At 51.9% G+C, this 18,705-nt stretch carries 24 protein-coding genes; 17 read left to right on the top strand and 7 right to left on the bottom strand.

Annotated elements, in window-relative coordinates; genetic code table 11:
* Positions 1–5 precede the first annotated feature (5 nt).
* The 4 genes from L6H70_RS25445 (at position 6) to L6H70_RS25460 (ending at position 3,351) form a co-directional block, all read left to right on the top strand.
* Positions 6–1,670 (top strand): response regulator, encoded by a 1,665-nt coding sequence (locus L6H70_RS25445; RefSeq protein ID WP_236336987.1) that lies wholly within the window; start codon positions 6–8, stop codon positions 1,668–1,670.
* 104 nt (positions 1,671–1,774) lie between these two features.
* A complete protein-coding gene (locus L6H70_RS25450) occupies positions 1,775–2,113 on the top strand; it encodes an STAS domain-containing protein (protein WP_236336988.1) in 339 nt (112 codons plus the stop codon).
* Positions 2,114–2,131: 18 nt separating this feature from the next.
* Entirely contained in the window at positions 2,132–2,584 is a 453-nt protein-coding gene (gene rsbW / locus L6H70_RS25455) for an anti-sigma B factor RsbW (protein WP_236336990.1), read from the top strand.
* Complete coding sequence (locus L6H70_RS25460) at positions 2,581–3,351, top strand: sigma-70 family RNA polymerase sigma factor (RefSeq protein ID WP_054943437.1); 771 nt, start codon at positions 2,581–2,583, stop codon at positions 3,349–3,351. The genes rsbW and L6H70_RS25460 overlap by 4 nt, the downstream gene beginning before the upstream one ends.
* 157 nt (positions 3,352–3,508) lie before the next feature.
* Here the strand turns inward: L6H70_RS25460 and L6H70_RS25465 are convergent, their stop codons facing one another.
* On the bottom strand, positions 3,509–3,841 hold the full coding sequence (locus L6H70_RS25465) for a DUF5665 domain-containing protein (protein WP_206102052.1): 333 nt from the start codon (positions 3,839–3,841) through the stop codon (positions 3,509–3,511).
* A 148-nt stretch (positions 3,842–3,989) separates the two neighbouring features.
* A complete protein-coding gene (locus L6H70_RS25470) occupies positions 3,990–4,493 on the bottom strand; it encodes a YtxH domain-containing protein (protein WP_236336993.1) in 504 nt (167 codons plus the stop codon).
* A 401-nt stretch (positions 4,494–4,894) separates the two neighbouring features.
* On the opposite strand from L6H70_RS25470, the gene L6H70_RS25475 reads away from it, so the two are divergent.
* Complete coding sequence (locus L6H70_RS25475) at positions 4,895–5,614, top strand: pirin family protein (protein ID WP_236336995.1); 720 nt, start codon at positions 4,895–4,897, stop codon at positions 5,612–5,614.
* 103 nt (positions 5,615–5,717) lie between these two features.
* Here L6H70_RS25475 and L6H70_RS25480 read toward each other — a convergent pair whose 3' ends face one another.
* Positions 5,718–5,942 carry a DUF1128 domain-containing protein gene (locus L6H70_RS25480; RefSeq protein ID WP_206102049.1) on the bottom strand — a complete coding sequence of 75 codons (225 nt, stop codon included), beginning with the start codon at positions 5,940–5,942 and terminating at the stop codon, positions 5,718–5,720.
* A gap of 194 nt (positions 5,943–6,136) precedes the next feature.
* On the opposite strand from L6H70_RS25480, the gene yyaC reads away from it, so the two are divergent.
* Positions 6,137–6,667: a spore protease YyaC gene (gene yyaC, locus L6H70_RS25485; protein WP_236336996.1), complete on the top strand. Its 531-nt coding sequence runs from the start codon at positions 6,137–6,139 to the stop codon at positions 6,665–6,667.
* Between the two features lie 71 nt (positions 6,668–6,738).
* A complete protein-coding gene (locus L6H70_RS25490; RefSeq protein WP_236336997.1) occupies positions 6,739–7,527 on the top strand; it encodes an alpha/beta fold hydrolase in 789 nt (262 codons plus the stop codon).
* A 91-nt stretch (positions 7,528–7,618) separates the two neighbouring features.
* On the opposite strand, the gene L6H70_RS25495 is transcribed toward L6H70_RS25490, so the two are convergent.
* Together L6H70_RS25495 and L6H70_RS25500 are read right to left on the bottom strand one after the other, a co-directional pair.
* Positions 7,619–8,926 carry an MFS transporter gene (locus tag L6H70_RS25495; protein WP_236336998.1) on the bottom strand — a complete coding sequence of 436 codons (1,308 nt, stop codon included), beginning with the start codon at positions 8,924–8,926 and terminating at the stop codon, positions 7,619–7,621.
* Positions 8,927–9,472 carry a winged helix-turn-helix domain-containing protein gene (locus tag L6H70_RS25500; protein ID WP_236336999.1) on the bottom strand — a complete coding sequence of 182 codons (546 nt, stop codon included), beginning with the start codon at positions 9,470–9,472 and terminating at the stop codon, positions 8,927–8,929.
* A 289-nt stretch (positions 9,473–9,761) separates the two neighbouring features.
* Between L6H70_RS25500 and L6H70_RS25505 the strand changes: the two genes are divergently transcribed.
* The 3 genes from L6H70_RS25505 to L6H70_RS25515 all read left to right on the top strand — a co-directional run bounded on the left by L6H70_RS25505 (position 9,762) and on the right by L6H70_RS25515 (position 14,094).
* Positions 9,762–10,439, top strand: coding sequence for a DUF6483 family protein (locus L6H70_RS25505; protein ID WP_236337000.1), 678 nt, complete (start codon positions 9,762–9,764; stop codon positions 10,437–10,439).
* Positions 10,440–10,510: 71 nt separating this feature from the next.
* Positions 10,511–11,704, top strand: coding sequence for a class I SAM-dependent methyltransferase (locus tag L6H70_RS25510; protein WP_236337001.1), 1,194 nt, complete (start codon positions 10,511–10,513; stop codon positions 11,702–11,704).
* Positions 11,705–11,901: 197 nt separating this feature from the next.
* Positions 11,902–14,094 (top strand): O-antigen ligase family protein, encoded by a 2,193-nt coding sequence (locus L6H70_RS25515; RefSeq protein WP_236337002.1) that lies wholly within the window; start codon positions 11,902–11,904, stop codon positions 14,092–14,094.
* Here the strand turns inward: L6H70_RS25515 and L6H70_RS25520 are convergent.
* Positions 14,069–14,722 (bottom strand): SdpI family protein, encoded by a 654-nt coding sequence (locus L6H70_RS25520; RefSeq protein ID WP_236337003.1) that lies wholly within the window; start codon positions 14,720–14,722, stop codon positions 14,069–14,071. The genes L6H70_RS25515 and L6H70_RS25520 overlap by 26 nt on opposite strands.
* Positions 14,723–14,726: 4 nt before the next feature.
* A complete protein-coding gene (locus tag L6H70_RS25525; protein ID WP_054943427.1) occupies positions 14,727–15,011 on the bottom strand; it encodes an autorepressor SdpR family transcription factor in 285 nt (94 codons plus the stop codon).
* A 334-nt stretch (positions 15,012–15,345) separates the two neighbouring features.
* Between L6H70_RS25525 and uptA the strand changes: the two genes are divergently transcribed.
* From uptA to L6H70_RS25560, 7 genes are all read left to right on the top strand, one after another.
* Positions 15,346–15,960, top strand: coding sequence for an undecaprenyl phosphate transporter UptA (gene uptA / locus L6H70_RS25530; RefSeq protein ID WP_206102040.1), 615 nt, complete (start codon positions 15,346–15,348; stop codon positions 15,958–15,960).
* Positions 15,957–16,523 (top strand): thioredoxin family protein, encoded by a 567-nt coding sequence (locus L6H70_RS25535; RefSeq protein ID WP_236337004.1) that lies wholly within the window; start codon positions 15,957–15,959, stop codon positions 16,521–16,523. The genes uptA and L6H70_RS25535 overlap by 4 nt, the downstream gene beginning before the upstream one ends.
* A gap of 5 nt (positions 16,524–16,528) precedes the next feature.
* Positions 16,529–17,161 carry an MBL fold metallo-hydrolase gene (locus L6H70_RS25540; protein ID WP_236337005.1) on the top strand — a complete coding sequence of 211 codons (633 nt, stop codon included), beginning with the start codon at positions 16,529–16,531 and terminating at the stop codon, positions 17,159–17,161.
* 185 nt (positions 17,162–17,346) lie between these two features.
* Positions 17,347–17,568: a hypothetical protein gene (locus L6H70_RS25545; RefSeq protein ID WP_236337006.1), complete on the top strand. Its 222-nt coding sequence runs from the start codon at positions 17,347–17,349 to the stop codon at positions 17,566–17,568.
* Between the two features lie 63 nt (positions 17,569–17,631).
* The gene (sigY, locus tag L6H70_RS25550) at positions 17,632–18,165 is read left to right on the top strand and encodes an RNA polymerase sigma factor SigY (protein WP_236337007.1); all 534 of its coding nucleotides are present in this window, start codon (positions 17,632–17,634) and stop codon (positions 18,163–18,165) included.
* Positions 18,155–18,481, top strand: a complete 327-nt coding sequence (locus L6H70_RS25555; RefSeq protein WP_236337008.1) for a YxlC family protein — start codon at positions 18,155–18,157, stop codon at positions 18,479–18,481. The genes sigY and L6H70_RS25555 overlap by 11 nt, the downstream gene beginning before the upstream one ends.
* Positions 18,478–18,699: a hypothetical protein gene (locus L6H70_RS25560; RefSeq protein WP_054943421.1), complete on the top strand. Its 222-nt coding sequence runs from the start codon at positions 18,478–18,480 to the stop codon at positions 18,697–18,699. The genes L6H70_RS25555 and L6H70_RS25560 overlap by 4 nt, the downstream gene beginning before the upstream one ends.
* The last annotated feature ends 6 nt before the right edge of the window (positions 18,700–18,705 follow it).

The following is an 18,705-nucleotide window of genomic DNA, read 5'->3' on the forward strand; positions in this document are numbered from 1 at the left end:
GGCCTATGGGGGTTCAAGAACCAATTCATATACTGCTCGTTGACGACCGTCCTGAAAATCTGCTGGCACTGGAAGCAGTGCTTGAGAGTCAGCATTACAAGCTTGTCAAAGCAAATTCCGGTGAAGAAGCACTGCGGAGTTTATTACGATATGAGTTCGCAGTGATTGTACTGGACGTACAGATGCCAGGCATGGATGGAATTGAAACCGCCAAATTAATAAAAGCCCGTGAGAAGACGAAGGATATTCCGATTATCTTCATCTCCGCAAACAGCAAAGAAGCAGAGCATTTGTTTGCGGGATATTCTGCCGGCGCAATTGATTATATGGTCAAACCCTTCATCCCGCAGATTTTGAAGTCCAAAATTGAGGGCTTCGTCAATATGCATATTACGAACAAAAAGCATCAGATGCAGTCTATGCTGCTGCAGCAAAAAACACAGGAACTGGAAAAAATCAACGGTGAGCTGATCAAAGCTAAGGAGGCCGCGGAAATTGCCGCCAATGCCAAGACAGAGTTTCTTGCCATGATGAGCCATGAAATCCGCACGCCGATGAACGGTGTCGTCGGCATGATCGACCTGCTGATGGAGACCGATCTGGCTCCTGACCAAAAAGAGTACACGGAAATCATCCGTAAAAGTGCCGACACGCTTATTACCGTGATCAATGATATTCTTGATTTCACAAAAATGGAATCAGGGAAAATGGAAATGGAGGAACAGCTGTTTGATCTCCAGACCACCATCCAAGAGGTATTCAGCCTGTTCTCTGCAGAATCCGGCAAAAAGAATCTGGAGCTGGCTTATTTCGTCGACCAGAGCCTGCCAAGGCTGATTTATGGGGATATGGCCCGCCTGCGGCAGGTTCTTATGAATCTTATTGCCAATGCGGTTAAATTCACCCATCATGGAGGTGTATATCTGGTTGCCTCCAGGCTGCCTTCCACCGACCATAAAGTGATAGTAGAATTTACGGTTAAGGATACCGGAATCGGGATTTCGCCGGAGAAATGTGACCGTCTGTTCCAGCCCTTCTCCCAGCTGGATTCCTCGATGACACGCAAATACGGGGGAACCGGACTTGGCCTTGCGATTTGTAAGTCTCTGGTCGAGATGATGGGCGGGGAGATTCGCGTCGAATCTATGGAGGAGAAGGGTGCAACCTTTGTGTTTACCATTCAGGCGTCGATGCCTGAAGATGAGCTGGCCAGAGGTTTTCAAGTGGAAGAGCCACATGATGCAGTTCAAAAGGCGAAAGCGCGGAAGAAAGCTCTTGTCGTGGATGATCACCCGATTAATCAGCGCCTCATGGTCAGTATGCTGGACAAGCTGGGGTATGACTCTGATGTGGCTGAGGACGGCAGCCAGGCAGTGGTGCTGGCAAATCAGAATGCTTATGAATTCATATTTATGGACCTGCAGATGCCGGTAATGGACGGACTTACAGCCACCGCCAGAATACGCGAGGGCAGCGGCGTGTCTGCCGAGAAGGCAGTAATTATCGCTATGACGGCAAATGTCATGGAGGGCATCCAGAGCCGCTGTAAGGCGGCAGGGATGGACGGATATATCAGCAAGCCGCTGAAGTTGAGCAGTATTAAGCAAATGATCATCCGTTATGCTCCCCATGGCAACCCGAATATAGAACGGAACGCCTCCCTCTTTTAACGGACATCCAGGAATTACCTTATAGCAGGATGTCCGTTTTTTGTTTCAAAACTAGGCCTTTAGGGTTATTGGTAAAGAAAACACTTAATCAGGAGAGATTGTCTATGAATACACATAAAAGCGAAAAGTTCCACGCAAAGACCCAAACTGAAGGCAATGTATGTACGGTTTATCTGATTGGAGAACTCGACTTATCCGTCGCTCCAGATTTTCGTCTGGTGATGGAGCCGCTTGTGGGAGATACGGGGCTTGATCTCGTTATTAATTTACAAGACTTGAGATATATTGACAGCACCGGTATTGGGATTTTGCTCTCGATCCTCAAAGCAAGACACGGCATGGATGTGAAGTTTTCGGTCGAAGAAGTACCGCCGCAAATTCAAAAACTGTTTGATATGACCGGCATTTCCAAATTTTTTGCCCCCCAAGAGAATTCCCACTAGGAAAGGATCGAACTAAGGATGAGTGATGACGTGCAAAAAGTAGTTCTTCAGTTACCCGCCAGCGCAGAATATGTCGATATCGTCAGACTGAATTTATATGGAATTGCCTCGAAGATGGGCTTTACCTATGAGGACATTGAGGATATGAAAGTAGCCGTTTCGGAAGCCTGTAACAACTCCGTGCTGTATGCTTACGGTCAGGAAGACGGGCTTGTCGATGTGATTTTTGAAGTAGGACCAAGTGCCTTATCCATTACAGTCAAAGATGAAGGGGAGAGCTTTGACGGAATGGATACACCTGAAGCACGCATGACGCTGCATGATAAAGAGCTGAATGATGTTGAGGTAGGCGGACTGGGCTTTTATCTTATGCAGGCACTCATGGATGACGTTAGCGTCGTGAGTGAAGCAGGGAGAGGGACAGTCGTTACCCTGACTAAGCGGCTTAATTTCAGCGAGGAGAAAGTATGAGTGATAAAGTGACTCCCCCAGAGTCCATGAATGAAGCGATAAGCCTGATCTGGGAATACCAGCAGACCAAAGATAATGAAATTGCCACCGTGCTGATCCGTAAATACGAACCGATGGTAAAGATGGCTGCCGGCAAAATTGCCCGCAACCGTCCGGATCTATATGAAGATCTGTACCAGGTAGGACAGATGGCGCTGATCAGACTGCTTCAGCAATATGACATCAGTCTAGGAATTCCCTTCGAGCCTTATGCGATGAAAAGCATGATTGGGCATATGAAGAATTTCCTGCGGGATAAATCCTGGTACATACAGGTTCCAAGACGGATTAAAGAAAAGGGGGCACTTGTTCAGCAGGCCATCGATGAGCTAACCATCAGACTGGAACGTTCCCCTGCTGTAGAAGAAATTGCTCATTATCTGGATCTTACCGTTGAAGAAACTGTGGAAGTGCTGGCCGGGCGGGAATGCTATCATTATGTATCGCTCGATTCCCCTCTCTCGCAAGAGGAAACAGGTGCTACACTTGGCGAGCTGATCAGCTCGGATGCCAACGATTATGAAACTGTGGAGAAACGTATGGATCTCCAACAGGCGCTGGGCCAGCTTAAGGAACAAGAGCAGCAGGTGCTGCTGCTGGCTTTCCAGGATGGTCAATCCCAGCGCGCTATCGCCCAGAAGCTGGGTGTCTCGCAAATGAGTGTATCGCGCATCCAGAAGCGGGCTACAGAGAAGCTGAAACAGATCATGGCGAACTCTTCCTATTGATTCTTATCGTTAGTCCTCAAGATTAGGACATGCCTATCCTTCCGGATCAGGCATGTCCTTATTTGTGTCGGTTCAATTCTTCCTGGCATAGCTATTCCCCCCGCTTGCAGTCCGTACGGTTATCGGGCTGTAAGCGGGGGGAACCAGGGTAAGAAGGTCAGCTGTTCGCATCAATATACTTTTTTATTTCTCCAAGGTATTCGCCAATAACAGGTACATCCAGGAACAGGCTGAGGATGTAGCCGAGTAAACCCAGAATGACAAAGGTACCGAGCGATAATCCCAGACCTCTGGATATGCCAGCCATAAGGTTGGTAATAATCCGTTTTTTGGGGTCCGTATAATTCTCAAGGATATCCTTGAATTCCGATTTCTCCAGTGAGTCGGCGATTTTATCCAGCCGTGCGTTTAGACGCTTGACCTCATGACGCAATTCGAAGGGATGCTCATCGACTTCGTATGCTTTGGTCTTGCTGCCCGCATCTCCCATAAGGTCTCCCCGCTTTCTTTAGCCTGTAAAGGCTTTGATAAAAATGCAGCTTCATTCCTAAGCGATGAAGCTGCATTTTGCATAACAACAGCCAGCTGCAGTGAGCTGGCTGTTCTCAAATTTAAATTGAGCCGCAAGTCACAGCCGTTTAGTAGGAAGACTTGTAGGAGGCTTTAACTTCCTCTTTGGCATCCTTAGCATCATCTGCAACCTCTTTGGAAGAGTTTGTGGCTTCTTCGGCCACATCGGCGGAGGCATCTTTGACATCAGAAGCGATATCACCAGACGCCTCGGATACAGTGTCCCCGATTTTTTTGCCGGTTTCCTGCAAGGTAGCCGCGATTTGCTGTTTGCTGTCGCTCACTGTGGTGAGGATATCGGAGGCTTTAGCCGATACCGTGCTCGCCAGATCTGTGGCCTTTTCTCCAACAGTAGTGGCAATAGACTTGGTTTTGTCGGTTACGACGCCAGCAACTTCTTTGGTTTTGTCAGTAGCCAGCGTGATTTTATCGGACAAGTCACTGCGCATTTCACGGCCGGGCTTAGGTGCGAACAACAGCGCCGCTGCGGCTCCGAGCAACCCTCCGATAAAGATACCTTTGAAGAAAGTGCTTCCGCTTTCTACCGGGAATTCTGTCTCTGCTTTATTCATCACCAATCACTCCTCATTAAAATATGGGGTTCAGGATGGCCCTGAAGTTCTTACTTCGTATATAAACGTTGAGGTATAGGCTGAAACAGCATAGCAGCATAGGAAAGATTACCCAAGCATAGAGGAGGATTAGAGAATAAATAGAGGCTGTTGTCATGTAAACAGCGGTATTTGGGACTTTACAAAATATTCGGATAGCAGATTATGATCCCCTAAAAAACGGCTCAAGACCTATAAAGCTGATAACGTGTTTTGCTGGAATATTATTGAAAATATAATGATTGACGGAGAAGTGAAGGGGGTAAGAAATACATAATCAAAGCGCCTATCACCCTAGAAAGCGGGGGGAAGCTCCCTTATTTAAGAATAAGGATACTCACATCTTTGGAGGTGCAGAAATTATGATTAAAGTAGTTACATCAGCAGAGCGCCACACTTCGAATAGAGAATGGATACACAGTGAGTTCAGCTTTTCGTTTGCCGATTATGATGATCCCAGCAATGCGCATTTTGGCCTACTTCTGGCCCATAATGATAATGAGCTGAAGCCGGAGCAAGGGATGCATGAACATCCGCATCATGACCTGGAGATCATCACTTATGTTGTTTCCGGGGTCCTGAAACATCAGGATGACCTCGGCAATCATGCCGATCTCCAGGCAGGCAGCGTGCAGGTCATGAGTGCAGGGACGGGGATTAATCATTCGGAAACCAACCCGTCGGCCAGTGAAGAGGTACGATTCCTGCAGATCTGGCTGCTTCCGGACCGCCCGGGGCTTCCTCCGACATGGGATGCGAAATTTTATCCCCGTGAAATGAAAATCAATAAGATGCTGCCGGTGGCTTCCGGAATGGGTGCAGAAGGAGCACTTGAGCTGGGAGAGGACGTCACGATTTACCTGTCTGTACTCGAGACGAACAGGGAGCTTCATTATCCGCAGGTGGAAGATAGGCGCACACATATTTATCTGATCTCCGGCCATCTGGAGGTAAGCTGCAGCGAAGGCATTTTCCACCTGCAGCCCGGCGATGCCGCCCGTATCCGCAAAAGCTGTGATCTGACCCTGAAGGGTACCAGCAGCCAAGGTGAAGCGGAATTCCTTCTAATCGATCTTCCGTAAGGATGAAGTAATAGTCTTACAAACAGCAAAGAAGCTCCACGCCTTATGGCCATCCAGCGGATGGGTTCGTAAGGCGGGGAGCTTCTGTTCATATCCGGGGTGCTTATTTGTGCCGGAGGCGGCCAAGCTCGGATACAAGTGCCTCCACCTGGGAGATGCTTAGCCTGTCACTGCCCATGGCTACCTCATAAATATCAAGTATATCCTCATAGTTGTCTACCGAGAAAGCGGATGCCTGCATGGCTGCCGCGCTGGCCATTTTGAGCTTGCTCTTGATGCCCTCAATCATATATTCCACATTTTCCTGGCTGGGCTGTGTTAAATCCATGGAGTGCAAACAGTCCTTTCTGCGTATGATGATTTGGTTTAAAGGCTCTTCCGCGAAGGTCATTCAATCGTTTCTTCTGATGTATTTTATCATGACTGGGCAAGGAAACACCATTTTTTTGTCTGCTATCTGAAATCATGTTAAATTAAAGGGAATTAACCGCAGGTATCATCATGAAAAGGGGGCTAGGAGAGGTGGCAATCAGGGAACAAGAAAGCAGAAAACGGATCAAAATGGATGCAGGCAAGCTGAGTACCTTCTTCCAGGAGATCGCAGCCCGGCATTCGGCTGAGAGCATCACCTTTCTGTGTATCGGAACAGACCGGTCCACAGGAGATGCCCTGGGTCCCTTGACCGGCAGCAGGTTACTGGAGTATGGATTTCCGCATGTCATCGGCACGATGCCGGCACCCTGTGATGCGGATAATCTCATCAGGCGAATGGCGGAGATCCCGGAGGGGCAGCTTATTATAGCTATTGATGCTTGCCTTGGACCGCCTGCTGCACTCGGTTTTTATTTTGCTGCCAGTCAGCCGCTGCGTCCGGCACAGTCAGTAGGCTTAAGCCTGCCTGAAGTAGGGAACTACAGTCTGGCTGCCATTGTAGATGTGAATGGTCCGCGGCCGTACCGGACGCTGCAGACGACACCACTGTACCGGGTAATGGTCATGGCTGAGCAGATTGCACTGGCTGCGGCTAAAGGCTTCGGGTTCGTTTCAAGTTGATGTGATCTGATTAATAATTAAGATAAGCTCAATGCGGAATTGAGTTACTACATAGAAAGAAGGAAGCCGTCATGGAAAATGTTCGTTGTGAAGGAAGTAATATTTGTTACAGTGATCAAGGGCAGGGCGAAGTCATTGTACTGCTGCACGGCTTCTGTGGAAGCTCTGCGTATTTTGAGCAGGTCATTCCGTTCCTGAGCAGCAGCTACCGGGTCATTGCTCCCGATCTGCGCGGTCATGGGGCATCGGATGCTCCGCTGGGTGCATACAGCATTGATCAGATGGCAGATGATGTTCTTTCCTTGCTGAATGCCCTGGAAATTTCTAATGTGTATCTGCTCGGTCATTCTCTGGGCGGCTATATCACACTATCCTTTGCGCAGCGCCATGGTTCCCGCCTGAAAGGGTTCGGGCTGATTCACTCCACGGGCTACCCGGATAGCGACGAGGCGAAGGAGAAACGCCTGAAAAGTGTCAGCACTATTCAGAACGACGGGATTACAGCATTTGTGGATAGTCTGGTACCCGGATTGTTTGCCCCGGGAGCAGCGCCGCTGCTGCTGGAACGGGCTAAGGAAATCGGCTACAAGACACCGCCGCAAGGTGCAGCAGGTGCCGCTCTGGCGATGCGGGAACGCCCGGACCGCCGTGATGTGATCTCTGCGACAGCACTTCCGGTGCTGCTCGTAGCCGGTGCAGAAGACACCCTGGTGCCGGCCGAACGAACCTTTACGTCGGACAAGGCTAACGTAACCAAGGCGACCATTTCCGGGGTAGGGCACATGAGTATGTATGAAGCACCGGAACGTCTGGCCGAAGTCATCAAGGATTTTGTTCATGCACCGGTAACCAAGAAATAAGACATAGTCACCAAGCGAACAGAGCAGTAAATTCTCCCGTTAAGGAGGAATTACTGCTCTGTTTTTTCTATTAGCACTTGTAGTAAACGTTCTATTGAAACTTGCGGATTGCCGGAATGCTGAGTACAAAGGCAGCACAGAGCAATCCAAGTCCTGAGAAGATCGCAATAGTCGGAATGCCGCCGATAAGATCAGCCAGCCAGCCGACCACAATATAGCCGACCGGCAGTAAAGCGAAGGAACCCAGCAGGTCCAGACTGGCTACACGCCCGAAGGCTTCCTGCGGAACGAGCTCCTGAAGACTGATTTCCCAGATTAGGCCGAAGATCATCAGACCGAAGCCTTCTACCGCGAATAAGGCGATAGCCGCCGCTGCATTCGGAATAAACGGCATCAGGAACAGGGCGAGACAGCTGAGGATTACGCCGCCGTAGGCCATAATTCCCCGATGGGTCCATTTCTGGCGCAGACTGTATAGCAGCCCTGCAATAATAGCTCCGGCACCGGAACAGGTGACGGCAAGTCCGTATACATAAGGGGCCCAGCCGTGATGAACCTTGAACAGCCAGGGAATAAGGATGCTGGTGACTCCGGCATAACAGATATTGAAGAAGGAGAAGGTAAGGATTGTGATCCAGAGCCAGGGATGGCTGCGCAGCACAGCAATGCCTTCTTTGAAATCCTCCTTCCAGTTAGGGGCAGCGGCCGGGGCTGCAGCGGCTTCAAGGTTGCGGATGGAGTTAGCAGAGTGTTGCGGCTGCAATCTCGGCATCAGTGCTTTGCGAAGATAGATCAGGCAGTAGAGGGAGATTACATAGGTAAATGCATCAATCCCGAAGCCGATACCTGCAGACAAATGTGTAACAAGTAGCCCGCCGAGAGAAGGGCCGATCAGCCGGACGGTCTGAGTGCTCATCTGGGTTAGTGAATTGGCTGCAATCCGGATATCGGCTGTGAACACAGTAGCCTGAGTCGCAGAATATGCAGGCCGGAAAAGGCCGTCAAGCAGGCCGTAGAATCCCATGAATATGTACAGCAGCGGTATGCTTAATATACCGGTCAATGAGAATACAGCTATTGCAACCATAATAACGAAGCGGGCAATATCAACCGCCATCATAATCTTGACCCGGTCGTAGCGGTCCACAATATGACCGGATATCGGCAGCATAATCACGTTGGGCAGCATATATATGGCCATTACGAAGCCCATCGTCTTCGTTGAGCCAGTAATGGAATAGACCAGAACAGGCAGAATCACCATAGTCACCGAGCTGCCCAGGAAGGAAATCAGATTTCCCAGCCACAAGTACGGGAAAGCACGCGAATTCGCAAACAGGGCGGCAAAGTTCCGTATGGGATTTCGGCTGGCAGATTCGGTTGCAGTTACCGGATTCATTCAGGGACTCACCTCCGGTTCTGACGAAGAATCTGTATGAGGCAGGCGCCCGATGATAAACTCCATGCCGTACTCATCACCCTGAGTAATCTTGGACTCCCAGGCGGTGATCACCTGCATGAGCTCCCGCTGAAAAGCGGCTAGCTCGGCGGAGGATAAGGTCAGCCGGGTTGTGAAATGCTCAATCTTGTCTTCATTGCGGAACTGAAAGCCCCTAAAGTTCTCAGAATGGAAGAAGGTCCCCTTGGAGCGGTAAAATTTCTGAATGATCCCTCCGGCGACTTCCGTACGGACGAGCTCCAGCAACCCGCCTTCAAACAGCTTGATAATATGGTAGTGGATGTTGCCGGGGGTCTTGTGCAGCTTCTCGGCTACCTGTTTGGAGGTCAGCGGCTCATCCGCGAGCGCATGCATGATTTTGATCCGAAGTGCGCTTTCCAGCAGTTTGTTCTGCTCCTCTGTGATGGAGAGTGGAGGCAGGAAACGATCATACGGCTGTTCAGAATCCTGGTGCTCCTGTGTTTGCCCAATCTTTGGATCTTTCATGTTCATAACGCTCCTTATCCGCTTATCTGGGTCGGTTATATCCGTATGATCTATATAATAGTTCGATCTGTAATCCAGATCGGTTAGATTAAACTCATTATATCGGCAGTTTTCTTTTTCTGTCAATGATTTCAAATTTCTTTACGATGATGCTTTTCGACCTCTGGGACCTCCGGTGGCGCACAAGGATAGAATGGTTTAAGATGATTTTAAGGCAATCTAATAATCTGGTAACTGCGGCTATTTTGGGAAATATGCACAGGACGCAGCCTCGGGGAGGGTGTACAGTATGTTCCGAAGAGATTATATCGTCCGGATGATTGAGGATATGACGGCCATGGTGGCCAAAGTGTTTGCGCTGAAGCAGGAAAAGAAAACAACAGAAGCCTTATGGGAAGTAGATGAGCTGCTGGGCCGGCATTTCCGCCTCAACTCCCGTCTGTTAAACTCCTTATCCGTAGAGGATATTATTGATATGTACCGGTTAGGCGGCATCATTGAGTCCGACAAGCTGCAGGGTGTGGCCCGGCTGCTCAAGGAGGAAGGCAGCATTTATGCGGCAGTAGGAAATACCGAAGCGGCGCTGTTCCGGTCAATGCGGTCACTGCATCTGTTTTTGTACGCTGACCTTCATGGGGCCGACCGGGATCTGATGCATATGACGAAGGAAATCGATGAGCTTCTGAATGAAGTTGAGGCTTACCGGCTTCCGGTCAAAACAGAACGGCTGCTGCTATCGTATCTGGAATCTGTTGGCCGCTATGCCAAGGCGGAAGACAGTTTGTACCGGTTGTGGGAGCAGGGCGAGGATGTTGCGGCAGAAGGGCATGAACTCTACGGCCGGCTGCTGCTCACGGCGCCGGAGGCTTTGGAGCTTGGCGGCCTGCCGCTGGCAGAAGTAAGACAGGGGCAGGCCGAGTGGGAGAAGCTCACCGCTGCCGTTAGGCAAGAGACGAATCTGCTCTAAGCACGCCGGGCATGCTATAATATAATGATATTAAGGAGAGCCTGCTCTTCATTTTTAATTGCGAAAGTGAGATGTACCCTGTGGAATCTTTAAATACATTAATAGTGCAGGTGATTAACAGCCGCACCTTAATTACGGCAACCTTAAGTCAGCTGCGCAGCAAAGGTGAGGTGACCTACACCAAGGTGCAGGTCAAACCCGTTGAGCTTAAAGGGAAGCTGCATTATCAGTTTGCCTACTATACCGGACCGAAGGTTGAGCACCGGAATATTCCTGCGGAGGAAGCTGCAGAAGAAATGATGTCGCTGCTGCGGGCAACATTCCGCCAGGCGCTGTTGTGTACCGTGGAAGCGGACTACCAGGTGCTGATCAGCAAAAAGTACAAGGTATCGATCCTGACGAAATCAGCCAGCAAGCAGGAGGCGCCTGACTTAGCCCATAACCGCAAGAAACAGTATGTGCTGGATGAGGGAGAGCCGGTGCCGTTCCTGGTCGAGCTGGGCATTATGAACAGCGAAGGCAAGGTGCTCGCCAAGAAGTACGACAAGTTCCGCCAGATCAACCGCTTCCTGGAGATGGTTGAGGATGTGCTGGCCGATCTGCCGGCCGGAAGGCCGCTGACGATTGTTGATTTTGGCTGCGGTAAATCTTATCTCACGTTTGCGCTGTATCATTATCTGGCTGTCCGCGAGCGGCGGGAGCTGAATATTGTCGGCCTTGACCTCAAAGCGGATGTGATTGAGCACTGCAGCCAGCTTGCAGCCAAGCTTGGATACAGCCAGCTGCGCTTCCTGGTGGGCGATATTGCCGATTACAATGAGCTGGATCAGGTGGATATGGTTGTAACGCTGCATGCCTGTGATACAGCAACGGACGCTGCTCTGGAAAAAGCGGTCCGCTGGGGCGCTTCGGTCATCCTCTCTGTACCATGCTGCCAGCATGAGCTGTTTAACCAGATTGAGAATGACGTGCTTAGCCCGCTGCTGTCGCATGGAATTCTGAAGGAACGCTTCTCGGCATTGGCCACTGATGCCATCCGGGCGAAACTGCTGGACCTTATGGGCTACCGCAGCCAGCTGCTGGAATTCATCGATATGGAGCATACCCCGAAGAATATCCTTATCCGTGCCGTCAAAAGCACCGGCGGCGACAATGCCGCCAAATGGCGCGAATACTGCGCATTCCGCGATTTTCTGGGGGCCAAGCCTTACCTTGAACGTGTCTGCGCCGACCTGCTGCCTGTAGAGACTACGGCTCAGAGCTGAAGGCTGCCGGAACAGCCGGACGGGTAATGCATAAGCGGATTTGATAAAAATATCGCATAATAACGTACAGGACAGCATGCCTCCAAGCGGGGCGGCTGTCCTGTTTGTTTGTGTGCAGGGTTTTCTCTATGCTTGTTGTTGCTTAAGGGTGAATCTGGAAATACTTATTAGCAACTTGACCATCCGGGAGTAATGAGATGAGAAATAGGGGAATGGGACGGCCGCAGGTTGTTGCGGTTTGGGGGAGCGGAATACTGGTGATAACGGCCGCGGCGGCCGCTTGCCTGCTGCGCGGGATGTTTTTTGCCCGGGAGATGTATGGCATGCTGGCCGTATGGTTTGTATTGTGTGCTGCTATTGCCGCAAGTTCAATCTATATCAATGGAGGATACAAAAGCGGCGGGACCGCGGTGAAAATCGTACTGGGTGGTCCGCTGCTGATCCTTGTACTGTATGCTTTTCATTTGCTGCACAGCCCCTTATCCGTGCAAGGCACGGTTAATGAGCTGCTGCGCTGGGGACTCTATGCCAGCTTCGCCTTTTTTGCTTTTTTGTGCGCGGGAACCCGCCGGGGATTCCGGCTGCTAGCAGTAGTCTGGCACGGGCTGGGAATAACAATCAGCCTCAGTGCTCTGCTGACTGTGTGCGGCGGACTGCCGCTCCGCTTTGCTGTTGCCTATACGGCATCGCCGGAGGTCAGTGTGACGGGGGCCAGGCTGGGCGGGCTGCTCCAGTACCCGAACGCCTTTGGCGCCGTGATGGCAGTTTTTCTGCTGGAGCGGATGTTTGCGCTCGCCCCCGGTGAAGCCGCTGCACGGCATCACGCGCGCGGGGAACACCGCGCGTTCCGTGCCGCGAGGCAGCCGCTGCGCATGCTGCCTCTGTTCCCGTATGCCGCCGCGCTGCTCCTCAGCGAGTCGCGCGGCGCGTTGCTAGCTGCGGCCTGCGCAGCAGCCGCAGCCCTGCTCTGGAAGCGGCGGCTGGCCGCGCCGCTTCTTGCCGCCGGCGCCGCGCCCGTAGCCGCCGCGGCGCTGTTCTACCGCCAGCTGGCCCGCACCGGGCTGGCGGTAGAGCCCTTGCCCGGCCTGCTGCTGCTGGCCGGGTTCTGGGCCGGCGCGCTGCTTGCCGGCCTGTGGCTGTGCCGCCGCAGCCGGCTAGCAGCGGGCGGGACCCGCGCCGCGCTGCTGCTGCTTGCGGCGGCGCTCTGGACGGCGGCGGGTACCGCCGTCCTCAGCCAAGTGCGCGAGCGGATCAGCGGACCATCTGCGACGGTCAGTGCTCGCGGACTGATGTACCGCGATGCCTGGAAGCTCGCGGGGGAAGCCCCCTGGCTGGGGCAGGGGGGCGAGACGTGGCACAGCGCATACCTCGCCACCCAGTCCCGCCCCTACGTAGGCAGCCAGGTGCATAGCGGTTATCTCGACTTCCTGTTGAACCTCGGAATCGCCGGTGTTGCTGTTCTGCTGCTCTTGCTGCTGGCAGCAGTCTGGATGACCGGCAGGGACGCCCTAAGGCTGCTGCCTCCGCTGTTGGTGATTGTCCTGCATGCCGCGGCCGATTTCGACTGGAGCTACGGCCTGAGCTGGCTGCTGCTGTTTTTGCTGCTGGCGATGGCGCATGCCGAATCCCGGCAGCGCGTAACCGCCGTCTCTGGAACACACGCTGTCCTCTTACGACCTGCCTTTAACCGCCGAGCTCATATACGCGGCTTCATGGGGGTGAAGCGGGCGGGACTGCGGCTAATCCTAATTTGTATTTGTCTGACGTTCAGTTGGCTTTCCTTTCAGATGAGGATGGGCGAAAAATTGTACAGTCAGGCAGTCCGGACCGCTGAGCCTGCGGCTCAGATAACGCTGCTCCGGGAATCCCTTGGATGGAATCCGCGGGATTCCAAGGCTGCTGTGGTTCTCGCGGGGCTGCTTCCAGGAGAGCAGGGAAGAGATCTGCTGCGGAGCAGTCTGATCTATGCTCCGGAGGACCCCGGTTTACATTGGGCACTGGCGGGGTCGTATATGGGAGGCGATGATCCGGGGAAGGCGCTATACTGGGTGCGGAGAAGCTTGCAGCTTGACGGCTTTAATGCTGCCAAGCAGGCAAAAGCGGCAGAAGGCATGCTGGAGCTGGGGCGGCGGAATCTGGTGAAGGGGGATCAGCAGCGAGCTGCCGCCAGCGCTTCTGCAGGGTTGGAGCTGCTGAGGCAATACCGTCTGCTGGCAGTACAGGAGCGTAGTAAAGGGGGGCAGCACAATGACCGCCGGTTCGAATATATCGAGCCGGCGGATATGCTGAATATGGAGCTGGAGGAGCTGCTTGCAGCGGTTTACGCTGAGCAAGCAGCTGCAAGCGGGATCCGTTTAAGCCGGTTCATACCTTCATCTGCCGGGCGATAAGCCAGGAGTAAACGTAGGGAATGATTGTCGCGATCAGCAGGGCTGTGACAATCAGGCTGATAGATAGGTTCTTCGGCATAAAAGCACCAAGCACAATCAGCAATCCGCCGATCGTCCACATATATCCGGAGAACCGGTGGGTCTTCCGCCACACCTCAGGACTTGCGAGCGTCCACGGTGTCCGGATGCCAGTGAAATAGTTATCTTTAATCTGCGGCATATAATTGCCGAGTGCTATAAATAATACACCGATAGCCAATATAGCTATTTTACCTGCCGCAAAATGCTCATCCAGGCCCTTGGCTACAGAAAGCACCAGGACGGCATCGAACAGTACTCCTACAGCTAGGCGGATCATTTTATAAGCATTTTCAAATTTACTGTAGTTTTCTCTCTTGGGGTCAATCCGGCGGATGAACTGCATAGCAATAGGAAAAACAAGGCCCATAAATGCCCCAAGTGCAATGATCGAGCCTTTGGGCCAATAGGAGTTGACCTCTCCGGTAATGCTGAAATGGGAAGGGAGCTGCGCGGGCAGTTTGCTGTAATTGATCAGTGCATAACCCAGTGCGAGCCCTCCGAAAATCACAATCAGCGTGTCCTGCCATTTCCATTTGAAATCCTTCATAATACTAGTCCTCCTTGTCAGAACTGTTTTTCCCTGTGCCGGTTAATTCCAGGAACCATCCGAGCACCTCTTCAAGCACAGTCGTATCGAGCGAATATACAATAAACTGTCCCTTGCGCTCATCCTGTACCAGACCGGCATGCTTCAAGGCACTGAGGTGATGCGAGATGCTGGGCTTGGTCATCTGAAAATAATCGGCGATTTCTCCGGCGGTCCGGTCCTTTTCACGCAGCAGCCGGATAATCTGTCTTCGGGTTGGATCAGCGAGCGCCTTGAAAGATTCGTTCATTCTCTATCCAACCTTTCGATATTTAAATAATTATCTAAATGTATAATCGCATTGAATTTATCAACTGTCAATACCTGGATGCATTTAGTCAAAGGAGCTGTATTCCAGACAAGGAATCTGGCCCTTCATTATCCGGGATAACAATCCGTGACCGGTACGGCTCAGCATTATATTTAAAGACTCAGAAGCAGGCGGCTGCCGCAGCTTGGCCTCAAGTAGAAGTCGTAACCCTGCATATGCTAGAATAGGCTAGGAGAAGCTGGGTACATAGAGCAGAGGAAGGCCGGGTTCTCAGCCGGATAAACTCTGTATAAAACGGGAGGAGGAGCTGCATATGCACTTTATTTCTGATCTGATCTCGCATTTGTTCGAATGGATTCAAAGTCTTGGCTATTTTGGGATTATGATCGGGCTGATGATTGAAGTGATTCCGAGTGAAATTGTGCTCGCGTACGGCGGCTATCTGGTTTCACAAGGTGATATTAATTTTTTTGGAGCGATTCTTTTTGGTACGGTTGGCGGTGTGATTGCCCAGATTTTTGTATACTGGATCGGCCGTTATGGCGGAAGGCCTGTGCTGGAGAAGTACGGCAAGTACATTTTTATCAAGAAAAAACATATCGATCATTCCGAGGAATGGTTCAAAAAGTACGGCACTGGTGTCATCTTTACCGCACGCTTTATTCCGGTTGTCCGTCACGCCATCTCTGTGCCTGCCGGAATTTCACGCATGCCGCTGGGTAAATTCACCTTGCTTACAACACTTGCAGTACTCCCGTGGAGCACCCTCTTTGTTTATTTGGGCTACACCCTTGGCGATAAATGGGAGACGATTGATGAGGTCGCCGCTAAATATACCCATGAGCTGATTCTGGCCGCAATTGCTATTATCGTTGTATACTTCCTGTTCAAATGGTACAAATCCAAAAAGAAAGGTAGTGCAGTATGAAACAGAATGTAGCTCATAAATTTGGTAAGGGCCTGACTCCGCGCCAGTTCGTAGAGAGCATGACCAAAAATCAGCAGGCCTTTGAGTCCTGGTACGAGAAATTTGCCTGGGACAACGGGGAAGACCGTGAATATTTCGAGAGCCTGAACCACCGCGATGACCTGCGCGTGCTCATTCTGGCTGCGGACTGGTGCGGGGACGTTGTGCGCAATGTGCCGGTCGTGTTCCGGATTCTGGAGACCGCAGGCATCAAGACTGAAGTGCTGATTCTGGAAGAAAACCAGGAAGTTATGGATGATTTTCTGACCATGGGCGGAAGATCCGTGCCTGTTGTTATTTTTGCCGATACCGGCGGTTATGTTCTGGGTCACTGGGGGCCCCGTCCGGAACATGTGCAGTCACTGATGCGCACGTTTAAACAGGAGAACCCAGACCGGGAAGCAGCCGACTATGAGAGCAAAATCGCGGAGGTACGCAAGGCAATGGGGCAGGCCTACGGGGAAGGAACGGAGTCACACGCGGTTATTGCCAAAGAGCTGCGCAGCCTGATTTCCGGCTTCTGATCGGTATGCTGAATATTCGTTCCTATAATCTGGGACCGCTCCAGACCAATGCCTATCTGTTAACCGGAGCTGATCCGCAGCGCGGCGTGATTATCGACCCCGGCATGAATCCGGCTGCGCTTGTGCGTGCCACAGAAGGTATGGAAATCGAAGCGATCCTGCTGACGCATGCCCACTTTGACCATATCGGCGGTGTGGATCAAATCCGCAAAGCGAAGAATTGCCCTGTATACTTGCATGCCTTGGAGAGTGAATGGCTCGGCAGCCCCAAGCTGAACGGTTCACTGATGTGGCCGGATGCCTCATCTCCGATAAGTACGCTACCTGCGGAATATGATCTTGCAGAGGGTCAGACCCTGAAGCTGCTCGGACTTACCTTCCGTGTATTTCATACCCCGGGCCATTCACCGGGAAGCGTCAGCTTCCTGTGCGGGAATGACCTGTTTTCCGGGGATGTCCTGTTTAAGCTCGGTGTAGGACGCACAGATCTGCCCGGAGGCCGGGAGCGGGATCTGATCGATTCCATCCGGGGTAAGCTCTACCGCCTGGACGAAGAGGTGAAGGTGTACCCGGGACACGGCCCGCGGACGACCATCGGTTTCGAGCGGCAGAACAACCCTTATGTGCCTATGCAGTGAGGCTATTCTATACTAAGCGACAAAAAGCGGGAAAATAGAGATGGACAGAAAGATACAAAGTTGCTACAATACTGTTAATTAAATGTAACATTTACCTCGCGAAGCACGCAGACTGCGGAAATTAATCCCGGTTTGCGTTCTTTTTTTGTTTATACACAGGTTTAGTTCGTATGGGAGGCAGAGCATTGAAGAACGATATATACTATCGTCTGGATCAGGGACAGCAGAAAACAACGGGAGAGAGCGCTGAAGATACCGTATATTATCCCCCGGTTGTTAATGATGCTTCAGGCGGTGAGAAGACACGGAGCAGATTGTGTTTCTGGAGGTTTCCCGGCGGACACGGGAGTATTCAGCCTTGGCGGCGCAGATTGTGGGAACTGCAAAATTATTTGGACCGTGAATGAACGATTTGCTGTACCTGTTCGTATTACAGATGTGAATGAATGAAGAAGGGAATGTAGGGGCCAATGAGCGACGGGACGCTGGAGTTGATCAAGCGGGCGCAGCAGGGCGATGCTTCGGCGCTGGCTGAGCTGCTGCGGGAACATTATACCTTCTTGTTCAAATATTTAATCAAAGCTACTATGGATCCCTCTCTGGCGGAAGAGCTTGCCCAGGATACCATGGTGCGCTGCATGGAGAAGATCAGTACTTATAACGGGTCCTCGTCGTTCTCCTCCTGGCTGATCACGATTGCTACCCGGTTATATATTGACCGTAAACGGCGCTGGAAGCGGGAGACGCAGTGGTTCCGCCAGGAGCAGGGTGCGGCGGCCATCCGGTGGCGGTTTGAGAGCCGCAATATGGAGTGGAGTGAAGTGCTTGATGCGCTTTCCAGGCTGCCCTTACCCCAGCGGGTTGCTGTACTGCTGAAACATTATTACGGCTATAGCTATGAGGAGATCGGCATTATTGTTGAGACTGCTGCCGGCACTGTTAAATCGCGTGTGTCTGCAGGTCTTCATCAACTGCGAAAGGAGCTGAAAGAGGATGAGAAATGATATAGATCAGGAACTGCTGAATAAGCTGTCAGCCGGGCTTGAACGCCTGGATGCGCAGTATGACGATATCTCCCCGCCATCCTTGCCGGCAGTGGAGCAGTTTCTTGCCGCGGAAGCCCTTCGCCGGCGCCATCAGAGCCGTAAGGAACTGCTGCTGTTTTGGTTTGTGGCCTTGTTCCTGCTCATGATCATCTTGACTGTTCTGGGCAATGCACCTGTAATCTATTGGATACTCCAGGCAGCCTTTCCCCTCGCTGCACTCGGTGGCTATGCAGTAACTCGGTTCAGACAGCGACGGGAGGATGGGGAACGGTGAAGGAGCTGCAGGACGTGCCTTATTGGCTGTGGGCGTGTATCGCGGCTGTGCTGCTTCTGCAGGGAACCTGGCTTTTCCGCGATGCGCGTAAGCGGGATAAAGGAAGGATGGCGTGGTTTTGGGGTCTGTGGGGACTGACCGGGGCGCCTACTCCGATAATTGTCTATCTCCTGGTTGTCATTTTACCGGACCGATGGAGAACGGGGCAGAAGCGCTGACCTAGA

The organism is Paenibacillus auburnensis, assembly GCF_927798115.1.
GTDB classification, from domain to species: Bacteria; Bacillota; Bacilli; order Paenibacillales; family Paenibacillaceae; genus Paenibacillus_AQ; species Paenibacillus_AQ auburnensis.